At 69.5% G+C, this 15,362-nt stretch carries 18 protein-coding genes; 7 read left to right on the plus strand and 11 right to left on the minus strand.

The genetic code is table 11. The annotated features are described in order from the left end of the window. Positions 1-21: 21 nt before the first annotated feature. Positions 22-684, plus strand: coding sequence for a class I SAM-dependent methyltransferase (locus tag GA0070561_RS27865; RefSeq protein ID WP_091407057.1), 663 nt, complete (start codon positions 22-24; stop codon positions 682-684). Positions 685-735: 51 nt separating this feature from the next. On the opposite strand, the gene GA0070561_RS27870 is transcribed toward GA0070561_RS27865, so the two are convergent. Continuing rightward, complete coding sequence (locus GA0070561_RS27870) at positions 736-1,182, minus strand: hypothetical protein (protein ID WP_141710471.1); 447 nt, start codon at positions 1,180-1,182, stop codon at positions 736-738. Beyond that, a complete protein-coding gene (locus tag GA0070561_RS27875) occupies positions 1,179-1,952 on the minus strand; it encodes an alpha/beta fold hydrolase (protein ID WP_244166460.1) in 774 nt (257 codons plus the stop codon). The genes GA0070561_RS27870 and GA0070561_RS27875 overlap by 4 nt, the downstream gene beginning before the upstream one ends. Positions 1,953-2,281: 329 nt before the next feature. Between GA0070561_RS27875 and GA0070561_RS27880 the strand changes: the two genes are divergently transcribed. Next, positions 2,282-2,890 carry a TetR/AcrR family transcriptional regulator gene (locus GA0070561_RS27880; RefSeq protein ID WP_091407063.1) on the plus strand — a complete coding sequence of 203 codons (609 nt, stop codon included), beginning with the start codon at positions 2,282-2,284 and terminating at the stop codon, positions 2,888-2,890. Between the two features lie 136 nt (positions 2,891-3,026). On the opposite strand, the gene GA0070561_RS27885 is transcribed toward GA0070561_RS27880, so the two are convergent. The 6 genes from GA0070561_RS27885 to GA0070561_RS27910 all read right to left on the minus strand — a co-directional run bounded on the left by GA0070561_RS27885 (position 3,027) and on the right by GA0070561_RS27910 (position 8,886). Next, positions 3,027-4,466, minus strand: a complete 1,440-nt coding sequence (locus GA0070561_RS27885) for a dihydrolipoyl dehydrogenase family protein (RefSeq protein ID WP_091407065.1) — start codon at positions 4,464-4,466, stop codon at positions 3,027-3,029. Between the two features lies 1 nt (position 4,467). Continuing rightward, the gene (locus tag GA0070561_RS27890; protein WP_091407068.1) at positions 4,468-5,025 is read right to left on the minus strand and encodes a hypothetical protein; all 558 of its coding nucleotides are present in this window, start codon (positions 5,023-5,025) and stop codon (positions 4,468-4,470) included. A 78-nt stretch (positions 5,026-5,103) separates the two neighbouring features. Further along, complete coding sequence (locus GA0070561_RS27895; RefSeq protein ID WP_181539433.1) at positions 5,104-5,403, minus strand: EthD family reductase; 300 nt, start codon at positions 5,401-5,403, stop codon at positions 5,104-5,106. 183 nt (positions 5,404-5,586) lie between these two features. Further along, positions 5,587-6,984 carry a pyridoxal phosphate-dependent decarboxylase family protein gene (locus GA0070561_RS27900; RefSeq protein WP_091407070.1) on the minus strand — a complete coding sequence of 466 codons (1,398 nt, stop codon included), beginning with the start codon at positions 6,982-6,984 and terminating at the stop codon, positions 5,587-5,589. A 127-nt stretch (positions 6,985-7,111) separates the two neighbouring features. Then, positions 7,112-7,654: an SGNH/GDSL hydrolase family protein gene (locus GA0070561_RS27905; protein ID WP_244166461.1), complete on the minus strand. Its 543-nt coding sequence runs from the start codon at positions 7,652-7,654 to the stop codon at positions 7,112-7,114. Beyond that, a complete protein-coding gene (locus GA0070561_RS27910) occupies positions 7,651-8,886 on the minus strand; it encodes a low temperature requirement protein A (protein WP_091407072.1) in 1,236 nt (411 codons plus the stop codon). Before GA0070561_RS27910 ends, GA0070561_RS27905 begins: the two co-directional genes overlap by 4 nt. Positions 8,887-9,098: 212 nt before the next feature. On the opposite strand from GA0070561_RS27910, the gene GA0070561_RS27915 reads away from it, so the two are divergent. Continuing rightward, entirely contained in the window at positions 9,099-9,530 is a 432-nt protein-coding gene (locus tag GA0070561_RS27915; RefSeq protein WP_091407075.1) for a DUF6896 domain-containing protein, read from the plus strand. Between the two features lie 32 nt (positions 9,531-9,562). On the opposite strand, the gene GA0070561_RS27920 is transcribed toward GA0070561_RS27915, so the two are convergent. Then, complete coding sequence (locus GA0070561_RS27920; RefSeq protein ID WP_146755467.1) at positions 9,563-10,087, minus strand: hypothetical protein; 525 nt, start codon at positions 10,085-10,087, stop codon at positions 9,563-9,565. 184 nt (positions 10,088-10,271) lie between these two features. Between GA0070561_RS27920 and GA0070561_RS27925 the strand changes: the two genes are divergently transcribed. After that, positions 10,272-11,513 (plus strand): PQQ-dependent sugar dehydrogenase, encoded by a 1,242-nt coding sequence (locus GA0070561_RS27925; RefSeq protein ID WP_091407393.1) that lies wholly within the window; start codon positions 10,272-10,274, stop codon positions 11,511-11,513. Between the two features lie 101 nt (positions 11,514-11,614). On the opposite strand, the gene GA0070561_RS27930 is transcribed toward GA0070561_RS27925, so the two are convergent. Together GA0070561_RS27930 and GA0070561_RS27935 are read right to left on the minus strand one after the other, a co-directional pair. Next, on the minus strand, positions 11,615-12,124 hold the full coding sequence (locus GA0070561_RS27930; protein ID WP_244166462.1) for a hypothetical protein: 510 nt from the start codon (positions 12,122-12,124) through the stop codon (positions 11,615-11,617). Beyond that, a complete protein-coding gene (locus GA0070561_RS27935) occupies positions 12,121-12,633 on the minus strand; it encodes a DUF1772 domain-containing protein (protein WP_244166463.1) in 513 nt (170 codons plus the stop codon). The genes GA0070561_RS27930 and GA0070561_RS27935 overlap by 4 nt, the downstream gene beginning before the upstream one ends. 196 nt (positions 12,634-12,829) lie before the next feature. Between GA0070561_RS27935 and GA0070561_RS27940 the strand changes: the two genes are divergently transcribed. The 3 genes from GA0070561_RS27940 (at position 12,830) to GA0070561_RS27950 (ending at position 15,346) form a co-directional block, all read left to right on the plus strand. Further along, positions 12,830-13,978, plus strand: a complete 1,149-nt coding sequence (locus tag GA0070561_RS27940) for a sensor histidine kinase (RefSeq protein ID WP_091407079.1) — start codon at positions 12,830-12,832, stop codon at positions 13,976-13,978. Continuing rightward, a complete protein-coding gene (locus tag GA0070561_RS27945) occupies positions 13,975-14,637 on the plus strand; it encodes a response regulator transcription factor (RefSeq protein WP_091407082.1) in 663 nt (220 codons plus the stop codon). The genes GA0070561_RS27940 and GA0070561_RS27945 overlap by 4 nt, the downstream gene beginning before the upstream one ends. 139 nt (positions 14,638-14,776) lie before the next feature. Beyond that, positions 14,777-15,346: a DinB family protein gene (locus GA0070561_RS27950; protein WP_091407085.1), complete on the plus strand. Its 570-nt coding sequence runs from the start codon at positions 14,777-14,779 to the stop codon at positions 15,344-15,346. The last annotated feature ends 16 nt before the right edge of the window (positions 15,347-15,362 follow it).

Here is a 15,362-nt window from a genome sequence, read left to right on the forward strand (position 1 = left end):
TTGGCTCCTACAGTCCTCCCCGTGGACGCCAAGACCGAAGAGTTACGAGCCGCGCACGACGTCCTCGCCGAGCTCTATGCGGAACGCCTTTCTGACGCTCTGGATCGCATGCCAGCGGAGAGAGCCGTCCTCGACCTGTTCTGCGTACTGGCGCTTGCCGCGGGGCTGGGCACCAACGTGGGCGACGTCGGCTGCGGAACGGGGCGCCTCGCGCCCTACCTGTCGGCCCAGGGCCTGGCGCCCTGGGGAGTCGACCTCTCACCCGAGATGATCCGCGTGGCCCGCCGTGACCATGCGGCGTACCGATTCGACGTTGCCGAACTGCGTGAGCTGCCCTTCGAGGACGCGTCGCTGGTAGGGGTGGTCTGCTGGTACTCCCTCATCTTCCTGGCACCGGCCGATCGACAAGCCGCCTTCGGCGAGCTGTATCGCGTCGTCAGGCCGGGCGGCTATCTGGTGACCGCCTTCAAGGCCGGGACCAGTCAGGTCCGACGCGCGGGACGCAGCAGCAATCTTGGCGTCGAGTTCGACCTCTACTGGCAGACACCGCAGGAGATGGAGCAAGGTCTCACCGACGCTGGCTTCACCACCGTGTTCTGGGGTGGCGTCCCTGCCGATGGACCGGACAGCCCCGCCCAGGGGTATCTCCTCACCCAGAAAGCTGTGGCCCAGGCACCGCGTTGACGACGGCAAGTCGAAGTAGGCCGGCGGGGTGTCACCCGGTTGGTCACAGCACTAGATCGTGCTGTCCTCCAGCTTGCTGAGCATCACGTCGACGTCGCTGGAGCGGATCATCTCTCCCAGGGCCGCCACCATCGCCTCGACTCCGGGCCTGGGAATGATGACCAGGTCGGAGCACGAGAAGTATCGGCCGCCTCCAACCTCCCCGGCCCCAGCCCACCGTTGCAGGAGACGGGCGATTTCATCCGTCGTCATGAACGTGGCGTACCGACGGGTGCCGTCAGCAAGGTACAGGTGCGCATCGATGTTGTCGGCAGTCTCCGGCTCGTCGTCCTCGCCGGCCATGAAATGAACACGAGCGCCCTCGACCACGCGGTCCCATTCCGCTGTCTGACTCACCGAAGCATCATCGCAGCTTCGGACGCTCGGCATGGGCACCGTTCTGCTCGGCACCGACAGCGGTGGAGTGAACCGGACCGCCGCTTCGGCAAGCCTGGTCAACCCCGACGACTCTTGGACATCTGCATCGAGCGTGCCGTGGCGCGGGCTGCGGTGTCGATGAGGTCTGCGACCGGGCCGGGTTGCGAGACTGCCACCGCGTGGGAAGCGGCGATCTCCACTGTCGTGGACCCCGCCCTGTCGGCCAGGAAGCGCTGCAGGTCCGGCGGAATGCCCTGGTCCTGGGTGGTGATCAGGGTCCAGGAGGGGATCGTCTTCCAGGCGGCCTTCGTCACGCCCTCCTCCTGGGCGCTCGCGGACGCGGGCCGCTGCGTTGCCGCCATGATCTCCGCGGTGCCGCGATCCACGTCGGCGGCGAACACCTCGGGGTACTTGTCCTGCAGGATGTACTGATCCATGGTCGTGCCGCCGTCGTCGGAGGGGATCGGCACCATATTGATGCTGGTGGCGAGCTGACTTCCGGGATACTTGCCGAGCAGCCCGATCACACTTTCGCCTACGTCCGGGCTCACGCTGGCGACGTACACCAGGGCCTTGACGTTGGAGGCACCAGCCGCGGCCTCGGTCATGACCAGCCCGCCGTAGGAATGGGCGGCCATCACGACCGGTCCAGGCAAGCTGTCCAGGAGAGCCCGCACGTAAGCGGCGTCCTTCTGCACACCGCGCAGCGGGTTGGCGACGGCAATGACCGGGTACCCCCGACGTTTGAGGTTGGCAATCACCCCATTCCAACTCGACGAGCCGGCGAATGCCCCGTGGATCAGCACAACTGTCGGCATCTCCTGGGCAGACATGTCAGGAGCAGCGCTCATCTGGAGTTCCTTTCGAAGGGCTCGCCACCCGCTGCCCGCGTATGCAGGCCGGACCGACGAGGACGGTCGACGGAGCATTTCCGCGGCATTGCGAATCAGCCCGCGCGATCCCGGCTCCGATGGGGTTGCCGCATCCAGAATCCCGCATTGACGAGGCCGCTGTCAGCGAGATCGAAGAACGGAGTGCCTCGTCAAACACCTGGCCGGGGCCCGACTCCGACACGAGATGACCTGCCGGTCACTGTTCGCACGCTGTGCGGCAATCGGGTGCCACGCCCAATGCCCTCAGGTACAGATCAGACCGAACGTTCTGTCGCTAAGATGGTTGGATGGCGAGCGACGAACCCAGTGCCCGACCCTCTGAGGCACGTTTCAAGCTTCTGCGCACGGCGACCAGGATCTTCTACGCGGAGGGCATTCACGCCGTCGGCGTCGACCGGATCATCGCCGAGGCGAAGGTGACCAGGGCTACTTTCTACCGGCACTTCCCCAGCAAGGACGACCTCATCCTGGCCTACCTGCGTGAGGTGCATCAGCTGGAGCGCGGCATGGTCGACGAGGCCCTCGCCGCCAACCGATCGCCGGTCGAGCCGCTCCTGGCCATCGCCAATTCCATCGCTCAGAACATCCAGTCCCCCGGGTTCCGTGGGTGCGCGTTCCTGAACGCCGCAGCGGAATACCCCGACACGAACCATCCCGTGCACCAAGAACTCATGGCCCACCGGGCATGGTTCCTGGGCACCATCACCGCGCTCATGGCGCAGGTCCACGAAGGAACGGCGGATCCTGCGGCGCGCCATTTCGTCATGCTCCGGGACGGCGCCATGGCGGCCGGATGCCTCTCCGACCCCACGTTGGTGTCCGAGACCTTCCTGCGCGGTGTCGAAGGACTCCTCAGGATCAACTCGGAGCGACAGTCGGCAGAGTCGGCCCGTTAGCCCAGCACGACCACGCCGCACGACCTGGGGCTGGGCCACCCCCGGTAAGGGGATGGCCCAGCTCCTCAGTGTTGCCGCCAGCGGTTGAGGCCGCCCTCGCTCGCCGGCGACGGCGCGGACGGCCGTACGGCTCAGATCAGCGGCCGTACGCCTCCAGCAGGCGCAGCCAGACCTCGCTGACGGTCGGGTACGCGGGCACGGCGTGCCACAGCCGCTCCAGTGGGACCTCGCCGACGATGGCGATCGTCGCGGCGTGGATCAGTTCCGCGACGTCCGGGCCGACGAGGGTGAGGCCGACTATCACCCGTCGGTCCTCGTCCACGACCATCCGGGCCTGCCCCTGGTAGTCGTCGGCGTGCAACGCGGCCCCGGCGACGGCGGCCAGGTCGTAGTCGACCACCCGGACCCGCAGCCCGGCGGCCTCGGCGGCGGCTGCGGTCAGCCCCACCGACGCGACCTCCGGGTCGGTGAAGACGACCTGCGGCACGGCGCGCTCGTCGGCGGTGGCGACGTGCCGACCCCACGGGCGGTCGTCTGCCGCTTCGCCAGTGGCCCGCGCCACGATCACGTCGCCCACCGCGCGAGCCTGGTACTTGCCCTGGTGGGTCAGGAGCACACGCCGGTTGACGTCCCCGGCCGCGTACAGCCATCCGTCGCCGATCAACGCGCCGGCAGCGTCGACCACCCGCAGGGTGTCGTCGACAGTGAGCCAGGCGCCCGGCTTCAGCCCGATCCGGTCGAGGCCGACGTCGTGCGTGTTCGGCGTACGGCCGATCGCGACGAGGATCTCGTCGGCCTCGACCTGGTCGCCGCCGGTGAGCGTGATGTGCACCGTGCCGTCGCCGTCGCGGCGCACCGACGTGGCCTCGGCACCGAGTTGCACCGACACGCCAGCTTCCCGCAGTGACTGCGTGACCCGCTCGCCGACGAACGGCTCCGCCTGAGTGAGCACTCCGTCGCGGACGAGCACCGTCACCGCCGATCCGAGGCCGGCGTACGCGGTCGCCATCTCCGTGGCCACCACGCCACCACCGATGATGGCGAGCCGGCCGGGAACCTCGCTCGCGGCGGCTGCCTCACGGCTGGTCCACGGTGCCGCCTCGCGCAGACCGGCGATGTCCGGCACCAGTGCGCCACTTCCGGTCGCGATGACGACCGCGTGTCGGGCGGTGAGCGAGGTGGTGGCGCCGTCCGCCCCAGTCACCTCGACGATCCGGTCGGAGCTGATCCGCCCCTGGCCCCGATACAGGGCGATCCCCGCGGAGTCCAACCAGGACACCTGGCCGTCGTCGTTCCAGTGCGAGGCGACGGTGTCCCGGCGGCGCAGCACGGCTGCCGCGTCCAGCTCGCCGGTCACCGCCTCGCGCGCACCGGGCAGCTGACGAGCCGCCCGGAGCGCGGCCTGGCTGCGCAGCAACGCCTTGGTCGGCATGCAGGCCCAGTACGAGCACTCGCCACCCACCAGTTCCCGCTCGACGATCGCGGCGGTCAGGCCACCCTGCACGACGCGGTCGGCGACGTTCTCCCCCACCGGCCCCGCGCCGATGACAACGACGTCGTACGTGGCGTTCTGCACGTCAGTCTCCCTTCGCGGCGCGGCCGAGGCGGATGGCCGCGATGAGGAAGAAGATGGCGCCGGGGATGGCGTAGCCGATCGCGTTGGTCAGCGCCGGGTCGTCCGCGGAGGCGGCCGCGACGAATGATCCACCGGCGATGACGGAGATGCCGCCACTGATGATCATCGGCCACTGGCCACCCATCTTGCGGCGGGTGACGGCCACGATCAGCTGCACCAGTCCGGCCACGACCGCCCAGGCGCCCCAGACCCGCAGGACCGCAGGGATGCCGGACGCGCCGGCGACGCCCAGGCCCACCGCGGCGAGCAGGCTGATCGCGACGTTCACGTACAGCAGGGTGGGCGACCCGGTGGCCCGCGACGCACGAACGTCGACGATGGCGGCGGCCACGTCGAACAGCGGGTAGAGCACGAGCAGCGCGGCGGTGAGGGGGTTGAGGTGCTTGGCGAGTGGGAACGTCACGGCAGCCCAGACGATTGCGAAGGCGAAGCGACCGAAGTACAACCGCCGCAGGGCAGCGGCCGTCGTCGAGATGCCGGGAACGGCAAGGGTGGTCATGGTCATCCTCTCGGTGATTCCGGAGCGAAGGGGACGCCCAGCGGGGGGCGGGCCGCCGCCGGGAGGGGAAGGGCGGTGCTACTCGATGTTTGAGAACAGCCCCGTGATCTCCACCTGAGCGCCCTGGAGCCCACCGAAGACGGCACCGGCAGCGGGCGTCGCGACTGCGGCGGAGGCGTCCTCGTAGCTGGCGAAGTACAGGTCGAGCGTCCGGTAAGCGGGGGTGGGCGTGCCGTCCTCCTTTGGCCACACCTTGGCCGACTCGATCCGCTGAAGCTTCGGGAACGTCTCGGCGGCCCGGCGTACGTCGGCGTAGATCTTCTCGAACTCGTCGGGGTCCGCGGGGTTACCGATGACGAGGGTGATCTTGGTAGGCATGGCGGTCTCCTTCAGGCACAGCCGCACACCTGGCTGGCACTAGGTAGAACGAACGTTCTGTCCCCGAGAACCGTACCGACTCGGACCGCCACCGTCAAGACCGATCGTTCTATCCACCCCTTCGGTGAGGGCAGGGGAAGGCGTGGTGCTCGCCACTACCCGTGAAGGAACGCCGTTTCGACATCAACGCGCGATGCGCGTCTCTCCGGTCGGTTGTGCGGCGAGACGGGTGATCGCGGCGATCGACCGGTCCACGTCCGCTTCGGTCGTGGCGGCGTTGGACACGGAGATCCGCATCAGCCGCCGTCCTCGCCACGTCGTTCCGCCCATCCAGCAGGTGCCGTCAGCCTGGACCGCGGCCACCACCCGGTCGGTACGCGCATCGTCGCCGAAGCCGACCAGCACCTGGTTGAGGACCACCTCGTTCGCGACCTCGAAGCCGGCCCTGGCCAGGCCGACGGCGAATCGACGGGCCAACTCGCAGCAGCGCTCGACCACTGCGGCGACGCCGAGGCTGCCCAGTTCCCGCAGTCCGGCCCAGACGGCGAACCCACGAGCCCGCCGTGAGGACTCCGCGGTCAGGTCCGCTCCGACTGGCGTCCCGCCGGAACCGACCAGGTACGCGGCGCTGTAGGACATCGCCGCGGCGTGCACATCGGGCCGGGCGCAGAACGCGAACGCCGAGTCGTACGGAAGATTGAGCCACTTGTGACCGTCGCAGGCCCACGAATCGGCCAACTCCAGCCCGTCCACCAGGTGCCGGGTGCCGGGGCTAGCCGCCGCCCACAGCCCGAACGCCCCGTCCACGTGCACCCAGCCGCCGTGCCGGCGTGCCAGTTCGCATGCCTCGCGGAGTTGGTCGCAGGCACCGGTGTTCACATTCCCGGCCTGCAGGCAAACGATGGTGGGACCAGACGATCCGGCCCGCAGTGCCTCCCGCAGCGATTCGAGGTCGATGGCACCGTTCGGCTCGGCGGGCACCGGGCGCACCGCGTCGGTCCCGAGGCCGAGCAGACGCAGCGACCGGTCGATGGTCGCGTGCCGCTCCTGACCAGCGATCACCCGGATCGGTGGCGCCCCGAGCAGCCCGCGCCGTTCCACGTCCCAGCCCGCATCCGCCAGTACCTGGTGCCGGGCGGCGGCGAGCCCTGCGGTGTTGGCCGCCTGGGCACCGGTGACGAAACCGACCGACGCCGACGCAGGGATCCCCAGCAACTCCTTCAACCAGCCACCTGCGGCAGCTTCGGCCGCGACAGCGGCCGGCGATGTCACGGCGTTTGTCGCGAGCTGGTCCCAACCAGCTGCCACGATGTCCGCCGCGGTCGCCGCCGGCAACGCGCCGCCGACCACGAACCCGAAGTACCGCGGGCCGGCGCTGGCCACCAGCCCCGGCTCGGCCGCAGCGATCAGGTCGGCAAGCACCTGCTCCGGCGGGCACGACGCGGAGGGCAATGGGCCGGAGAAGGCACCGTTCAGCGCCACCTGGTCGACGGGAATTCCGACCTGACGCTCCGACAGCGACGTTCGGTAGTCAGCGGCATGCTCGGCGGCCGAGCGGAACAGGTGCCCGAGGTCTCCCATCGAGCCAACCTATCTTCGAGCCGAGCCTCTACCGCTCGGCAGGGCTCTGGAGCTGAAATCGGCAACCCACCCCCGGGCGGCACCTCGGAAATTCGGCGCGGTCCTCGATGTCTGCGTACCCAGACGGTCAGCCGGTCTTCGTGGCGAATGGGCCGCCGTCGCCGAACGCGAGCCGCGCGAAGTTCTCCGCGATGCGGCGATGTCCGGCAGGGTCGGGGTGGACCTCGTCGGGTAGTGGGAGTTCCGCGTAGTCGGCCGCGCCGTACAGGTCGCGTCCGTCGAGGTAGTGCAGGTTCGGGTCGTCGGCCGAGCGCTGTTCGACGATCCGGGCGAGTTCGTCACGGATGATGTTGAGGGTCAGCCGCCCCGCGGTGCGTTCGGCCGGATCTCCCGTGGCCTTGAACCGCAGGCTCCCGCCCTCGAGGTCTGGCGCGAGAGGGCCGGGCGTGTCTTCCTGGACCGGGCACAGGATCGCGGACACGACCAGCAGTGGTGTGGTCGGATGCCCCTCCCGGACAGTGTCGAGGAACCCGTGGACCGCGGGGGTGAAGGCGCGTAGACGCATCACATCGCTGTTGACGATGTTGATGCGGTCGAAGCCGGAGGCAGCCGCTCCGAAGTTGGACAGGGGGTCTGCGGTGGCCGCGGTAGCTACGCCCGACCGCGTCACGCCTCGGAATCGCCAACGTCGGAGGTTTCGCCTCCGATCGGTGAAGCGGAAATCTCCGTCGGCTGTCCCCACCTGCGCAACGCGTCGACAAGCGCGACCAGGGCCAGCACTGCGGCCACCACGCTCAGCCCGACCATCGGCGCCCGCTGGGCCAACGCCGGCGTGCACAGCAGCAGAGCGACCAATCCGATCAGGTGGGAAGGGGAAACCCGACCAAAAATCTCGTACTGCAACCGCACCCGGGCGACGAGGAAGAGCATCGGACCGCCCACCACGAACAGCAGCCAACCGGGTCGCGGCTGCCCGAACGGATGATCGATCACCAGCTCGTAGCCGACCGCCGTGACGAGCACGCTGAGCACGATCAACAGATGCGTCCGTTCCGATACCGCGCCCAGCCGGCCGGGCATACCCGCCCGGTCGAACGCCTCAGTCAGCAGCAGACCGGCGCGGTAGAAGTAGATCCGCCACAGCAGCGCACTGGTGGCGAACGCGACCGCGAAGGCGGCTGCCCGCTCCGCGGAGTAGTCCGCTCCGCTGAAAACCACGCCGATAACCAGAATCGACTCACCGAGCGCGATGAGGAACATCTGCTGATAACGGTCCGCGAGATGGGTCCCCGCGATCCGCCACCGACCTACCTTCGCGACCCCGAGCCACGGCAGCGGCCAGCCCAATGTCCAGGCGAGGTAGTCGACAGCGAGGGCCACAACCCACAGTGGCAGGCGGAGGTGATCCGGGCCCAACGCGCCGGCCAGCCACAGCGGGGCGCTCGCCAGGGCCCACACGACAAGCCGGAAGGGCACCAGCCGTCGCGGATGGCCACGCAGCGCGACGGCGACCACGAGCGGCCGCACCACCATCACCATCAGGTACGCGACCGCGAACGGCAGCGCTCGCTCCTCCATGGCGCGGGGCAGCGTCACCGCCATGATCAGGCTGGCGAACATGGTGCCGACCACGACGGCCTGAATGATCGGCTGCTCCGGTTCGTACCGGCTGGTGATCCAGGCGGTGTGCGACCAGATCAACCAGAGCGCCAGAAAAAGCAGCAGGGTACGCCCGAACCCCGTGACGAGCGCCCAGCCAGTGTCGTCGCCCAACCCCGCGAATCGTTGCGAGACCCGGGTGAGGGCCACAACGAACGCCAGATCGAAGAACAGCTCCAGGAACGTCGCCCGCCCCGAGCTCACTGGAGGGCGCAGCAGCCCGGCACCCCGCCCCGCCGCCATCGTCCGCCTCCGTCCGCCCCTCGCTACCAACGAGCCGGCCGCCAGCGGAGTTGCGTCAGCGCGCATCCCGCCGCAACCACACCTGGTACGACTGGCCGCGAGAAATCAGCGAGACGGCCCGGCAGCAGGGCCTCGGTAGCACCCGAGTTGCTCGCGCACACGCCGCCGTTTGACCCGCCAAACGGCCCGCGAGACGCGGTCATACTGATGTCGTGGGCGAGGAATCCGAGTTGGCGATCGCTGCGGTTCGCCGCTACGCCGCCGCTCTGCGGTGCATCCAGTCACGCTTGTTCGATGCCTATCCGGACGTCGACGGCATCAAGGATCTGATGGTGGCGGTGCGGCACGAGAAGACACTTCCGCGAGCGGGCACGTCGAGCACAGGCGTCGAGTACGCGGTCCACGGAGCGGGCTGTCAGATGATCGACGAGCTGGGCCGGATGGTCGACGTCGATGTGGTCGATGATGTCGAGGCGTTCGACGCCTGGCGGATCAGAGGGTTTCTCGACGAACAGTCGCACGCCCGGCCCTCGATCGAGGAGCTGCGCACAGCATGCTCTCACCTCGCCAGCACCGGTGAACTGGTGGAGGTGCGGGCAGGCCGCTGGTATGCCCTGCCCGATCGTTGGCGGAAGGGCGACTGATCCATCGTTGGGAGGAGCCGCACCCCAGCCCGTCAAGCGCGTTGATCGACGGCTTGGAACGCGGAGGGCAGGCCGAGTTCGGCCCGGGCCACCTCGATGAATCGGCGCTCGGCCTCCCAGAGGGCGTCGAACCGATCGGCGGGCAACGCCTCGGCCTCGCTACCCGCTCGTGTGGCCGCCAGGAGCCGGGCCTGGCGCACCAGCTCCGACGAGCCGCTGACCACCTTGACGTTGCCGGCCACCAGCCGAAGCGCGGTCTTGGTGCTCTCCAGCCGCTCCCGGTAGCGGCTGCCCTCGTCGTCGAAGAACGGCATGAGATCACCCGGATCACGCGGGCGCGGCACCGCGGTGATGCGCGCCGCCGGGTTGAGGACGTGGGCCACGTACTCCCGGACCGCGCCGATGAAGTCGGTGTACGCGTTCAGCCGGATGTCTCGCCACTGTCGATCCTGGTCGCGCCGCCACAGCCGGTCCTGAGCCCGGACGGTGAGCCACCCACCGATCAGGACTGCCAGCATTGTCGTTGTCGCGGTGACACCCGCCTGGATCAGACTCACCGGCACCACCGTTCGCATCGATCGGTGACTCACCCTACCGCCCGTTGTCACCCGCCCCGGAAGTCGCGGGACGGCCGAACTACGGACGGAACGCGTGGACGTGGGTTGGATATCGATCTCAGCCAATGTATCGTGGGAACGCTCCCAGACCGCGTCCACCACCCACCTGCTCGAGGAGCTGAACATGTCACGACGACGTCGTCGCCCGGCCGCCATGCTGGCCGGGTTGCTCGTTCTGGCCCTGGCTGCGTCTCTGTCGCCACCGACGCCGGTGGCCGGCACCGCCGCGGCCGGCCCATCCAAACGTGCTGTGCCACTTGCCGAGCTGACCGTGGTTTCCGAACGGGTGGCTTTCGGTCTGCAGCGTCCGATCGCGATCACCGGGCTGCCGGACGGCCGGATGCTGATCGCGGAAAAGAATGGCACTGTCCGCGCCTACCACCCCGACACCGGCCTGGCAGCCGACCCGGTGATCGACCTGACCGCCCGGATCGACACGTCGGACAACGAGCGCGGCCTTCTCGGCATCACTCCAGCGCCGAACTTCGCGCGGACCGGGATGCTCTACGTGGCCTACACGAGCCTGCCGGCCGGCGCGCTGACCCTGGCGCGAGTGCCCATCAACGCTCCTGACCGGTTGCAGGTGCTGCTCACCCAGGAGCACGCCGAGTACGGCAACCACAACGGCGGACAGGTGGCCTTCGGCCGCGACGGCTACCTCTACTGGTCCCTCGGCGACGGTGGCTACGCGAACGACCCCTACAAGAGCGGCCAGAACCTCGGCACCCTGCTCGGCAAGATTCTGCGGATCGACGTCAACCGCAGCTGCGGGGGAAAGCCCTACTGCGTGCCCTACGACAACCCGTTCGTCCGCACGCCGGGCGCGCGGCCGGAAATCTGGGTCTACGGGCTGCGCAACCCGTGGAAGTTCTCCATCGACCCGGCCGACAACTCGCTGTGGATCGGTGACGTCGGCCAGGGTCTGATCGAGGAGATCAACCACGTCCGCCCGTCGCAGCGTGGCGCAAACCTCGGCTGGTCCTGTCGAGAGGGCACGCCGGTCTTCGACGAGACGCAGTGCCGGCCGGGCGTGCGGCTCACCGACCCGATCGTCGAGTACGACCACTACATGACGGAGAACTGCTCCATCATCGGCGGCCTGGTGTACCGGGGGAACGTCACCCCGGAGGCGAGGGGCACCTACATCGCCAGCGACTACTGCTCGACCCGCGCTTTCGCCGTGCGTCCCAAGTCCACTGGTGGCTACGAGTCCGCCGAGATCGGCACCTTCCCCACCCAGCCGACGGCGTTCGGCGCCGATGTGAACGGCGAGTTGTACGTGCTCAGTGATCTCCCGGGATGGCTGAGCAAGGTGCGGTTCGAGCGGGTACAGCCGACCCCCACCGGCGGGGCGACGATCCGCTGAACCTCGGGACATGCCCGTGACACCCGCGCTACCTCTGGGGACGGCCGCGTTCGGCGGCCGTCCCCTGCTCGCGCCCGGGCTGGTGCTCGCCGGTTGACAGATCAGCCTTGCGGTGGCCGAGTGGCACCCGCGTCGTCCGGTCCACGCCACACCTTCTCGACCGACTGCTCGGCGGCGCGCTGTCGCCCGATGACGAGCCTGCTCAACACCGCCGCCACCGCCCCGGCCACCACCCCGGTGAGGATTCCGGTGACGAGGCTGGAGAACACCGCCGCCACCCGAAGGATCGCTTCCTGCGCCCGAGGGTCGATGTCCCCGAGCCTCGGCCCGGTCGCACCGAACGCCTCGTCCCACAGAATCTGGTGACCAACCGCGAGAAGAACACCGTAGATCGCCCCGATGACCACCGCGGTCAGGAACGGACGCGGCGGACGCCGCCACAGCACGGCGGCGACCCAACAGATCAGCGGTACGACCGCGAGCAGCACCGCGGCGGGCCGCCCTTCCTCCACGACGTGCAGGTCGTGCAGGACCACCCGAGGTGCGGCCAACACGGCGAGCGCGACCAGGGCAGGCCATGAGAACCCGAGCGTGCGACGCCCGACGCTCATCGCTCGGCCCGTACCGGCGCGGTTTCCCTGGCGAAGCGCAGCAGGGCGGTGAATGCCAGCGCGGATGTCACCGCTCCGCCGGCGAGGCGCACCCAGTGGCCGGCGACGAACTCCTCGGCGACCTGGCGAAGGTACTCCGGGGAATGCGTGCCAACCGGGTCGACGAACATGATCTCGTTGCGTGGCCAGAAGAACACCACCGAGAACAGGAACTCGCAGGCGATGAAGACCGCCGCAGCGGCGGCGACGTACCACCGCAGTCGCCGATTGCGCCACGTGAGGGCGGTCGCGGCGAGGCTCATCAGCACGACCGAGGCGCCCAGGGGCGGGAAGTAGTCGCTCGGGCCTCCGGCGACCAGGAACTCACGGGCCCGGTCCAGCGAGGCGGGGGCGTCCCCGAAGATGTTCGGGTAGAGCATCACGGTCTCGGCCGCGACCCCACCAAAGGACATCATCGCCGCCCAGACGAGCACGATGAGCACGATCCACGTCAGCCTGATACGGGACACAGCAGTACTTCTCCTTGGTTTTCGAACCCTTGCGGGCACGATCAGTGATGTCGCCGTCGACGCTAGGTCGCCAATTCGGGCCCGTCTGCCGCGCAGCCGCGTGAGCTGGCATCGCTTCTCGACGTACGTGCGGGGGCGGGGGGTGATGCCTGCGGACGGCAGCGGCGCAGGCCCGCGCCGACTTAGGCTCACGGACGTGCAGGCCACCTCACCCACCCGAACCGAGGCGCTGCTCGCTGTGGCCATCCTGGGCCTGGTCGCGGCGGCCATCGCGACCGAGGACGCGCCGACCTCCCGGGCGGCGCTGGCTGGCGGGTTCGGGGTCGGCCTGGCCGTACTGCTGCTGGTAGCCCGGCGTTGGGCCGTCCCCGCGCTGCTGGCGACAGCCGCCGGCATCCTCGGCTACTACGCGCTGGAGTTGCCGCCGGTCGGCGTGGCCGCGCCGGCCGCCGCCATCCTCTACGTGGCCGCCCAGCGGGGCCGGGTGGTTCCGGCCGCCGCCGTCGGCGGGAGCCTGCTGGCCGTTTCGGTGGCCGCCCGGCTCGTCGAGGGAGACGACATCTCTGTCGTGATCGGTGCTGGTCTCGGCTCCGAGGCGGCCCTGATACTCGCCGTCATCGCTCTCGGTGACGCCGTCCGCAACCGGCGTTCGCTACGGGTCACGCTGGCCCGGCAGGCCGCCTCGGCGGCCGAGGAACGCCGCCGGGAGGCAGCCCGGCAGGTCGAGGCCGAGCGGCTGCGCATCGCCCGGGAGGTGCACGACACGCTCGGACACACGATGTCGGTGGTCACCCTGCAGTCGGCTGTGGCGAGGGAGGCACTTGCCGATGCCGAGCCCGAGCGGGCCGAGGCCGCTCTGGCCGCGATCCACTCGGTGAGCGGCAGCGCCATGGCCGAGCTGCGTGCCACGTTGGGCACGCTGCGTCGCGAGCCAGGGCCGCGCGAGCCGGCCCCCGGTTTCACCCAGCTGCGTACGCTCATCGAGGGCGTCCGCCGCGGTGGGCTGCCGGTCGAACTGCGCCTCGACGGGTCGGTCGACGCCCTGCCCACGGTGGTCGGCAGCACTGTGTACCGGATCGTGCAGGAGGCGCTGACCAATGTGCTGCGCCACGCGTATGCCACCCGCGCCACGGTGACGATCCGGGCGACCCCGGCCCGGCTGTCGGTGGAGGTCGTCGATGACGGCCGAGGATCCACCGGCGGCACGGCGGTTGAGACGGGTCAGGGGCTGCGCGGTATGTCGGAGCGGGTTGCCCTGCTCGGCGGAACCTTCGATGCCGGCGAGACCGCTGACGGGGGCTTCCGGGTCTCGGTCCACCTACCGCTGGCCGGAGTCGCCGCATGAGCCACGTACGCGTCGTCCTCGTCGACGACCAGCATCTGGTCCGCACCGGACTCCGCGCGTTGCTGGAACGCGCCCCGGACATCATCGTCGTCGGCGAAGCCGGCGACGGCCGGGCCGGTGTGGCGGTCGCCCGCGAGCAGCGGCCCGACATCGTCCTGATGGATGTCCGGATGCCCGGCGGCGACGGTATCGAGGCCACCCGCCGCATCCTCGCCGACCCGACCCTGGCCGACGTCCGGGTGGTCATGCTGACCACCTTCGACGACGACGAGTACCTCTTCGAGGCCATCCGCGCCGGCGCCGCCGGCTTCCTCCTCAAGGACACCCCGCCCGACGCTCTGCGGGACGCCGTCCGCGTGGTGGCCGGTGGCGACGCGCTGCTGTCACCGGCGGTGACCCGGCGGGTGATCGCCGCGGCTGCCCGCTCCCCCGTCGCGGACCCCGCCCGGTTGACCGGGCTCACCGCGCGGGAACGCGACGTCCTGGCACAGGTCGGCACCGGACGGTCGAATGTGGAGATCGGGGCGGCGCTGCACCTCAGCCCGGACACCGCCCGCACGTACGTGAGTCGACTGCTGCACAAACTGAACGCCCGCGACCGCGCCCAGCTTGTGGTCATCGCGTACGAGAGCGGGCTGGTCCGCCCCGGCGACGGCTGAGCTTCTCCGGCGACGGCGGAGAGCATCCGGCCACCACCTCGGTGAGCACCTTCGGTGCGGTACACACTCGCGGCCCCAGGGCCGGCGACGGCCTATGCGAGGGCCCCAGCCAGGTCTCTGCGGTATGTAGGGTGCGGAAATGACAAGAAGTGAGCGAATCGCGGACCAGCTGGACCGGCACTGGCACAGGAACCTGCGGCCGCGGTTGAACGGTCTCGCTGATGAGGAGTACTTCTGGGAGCCGGTGGGTGGCTGCTGGAGCATCCGCCCACGTGGCACGTCGGCCGCACCGATGTCGGCGGTTTCGGGGGAATGGACGATGGATTCCGCGTCCCCTGACCCGGTGCCGGCGCCGGTGACCACGATTGCCTGGCGGCTGGCGCACATCATCGTCTCCTGCCTGGGCTATCGGGTCGGATGGCACTTCGGCGGCCAGGACATCGATTCCCAGACGTTCGCCTACGCGGGGACCGCCGACGAGGCGCTGAAACAGCTCGATGAGATGTATGGGAGATGGAACGCGGGGGTCCGCGAACTCTCGGACGCCGACCTGGAGAATCCGCCCACTGTGGGTCCCGAGCGGTCTCCCATGGAGGGCATCGTCCTGCACGTCAACAGGGAGCTGATCCATCACGGCGCCGAGATTTCCCTACTGCGCGACCTCTACCGCTGGCAGGACTCAGCCGTGAGCGCCCGCTTCCACCGGTAGGTGGCTGCACCGCCAT

The sequence above is a fragment of the Micromonospora saelicesensis genome, assembly GCF_900091575.1.
Lineage (GTDB): Bacteria > Actinomycetota > Actinomycetes > Mycobacteriales > Micromonosporaceae > Micromonospora > Micromonospora saelicesensis.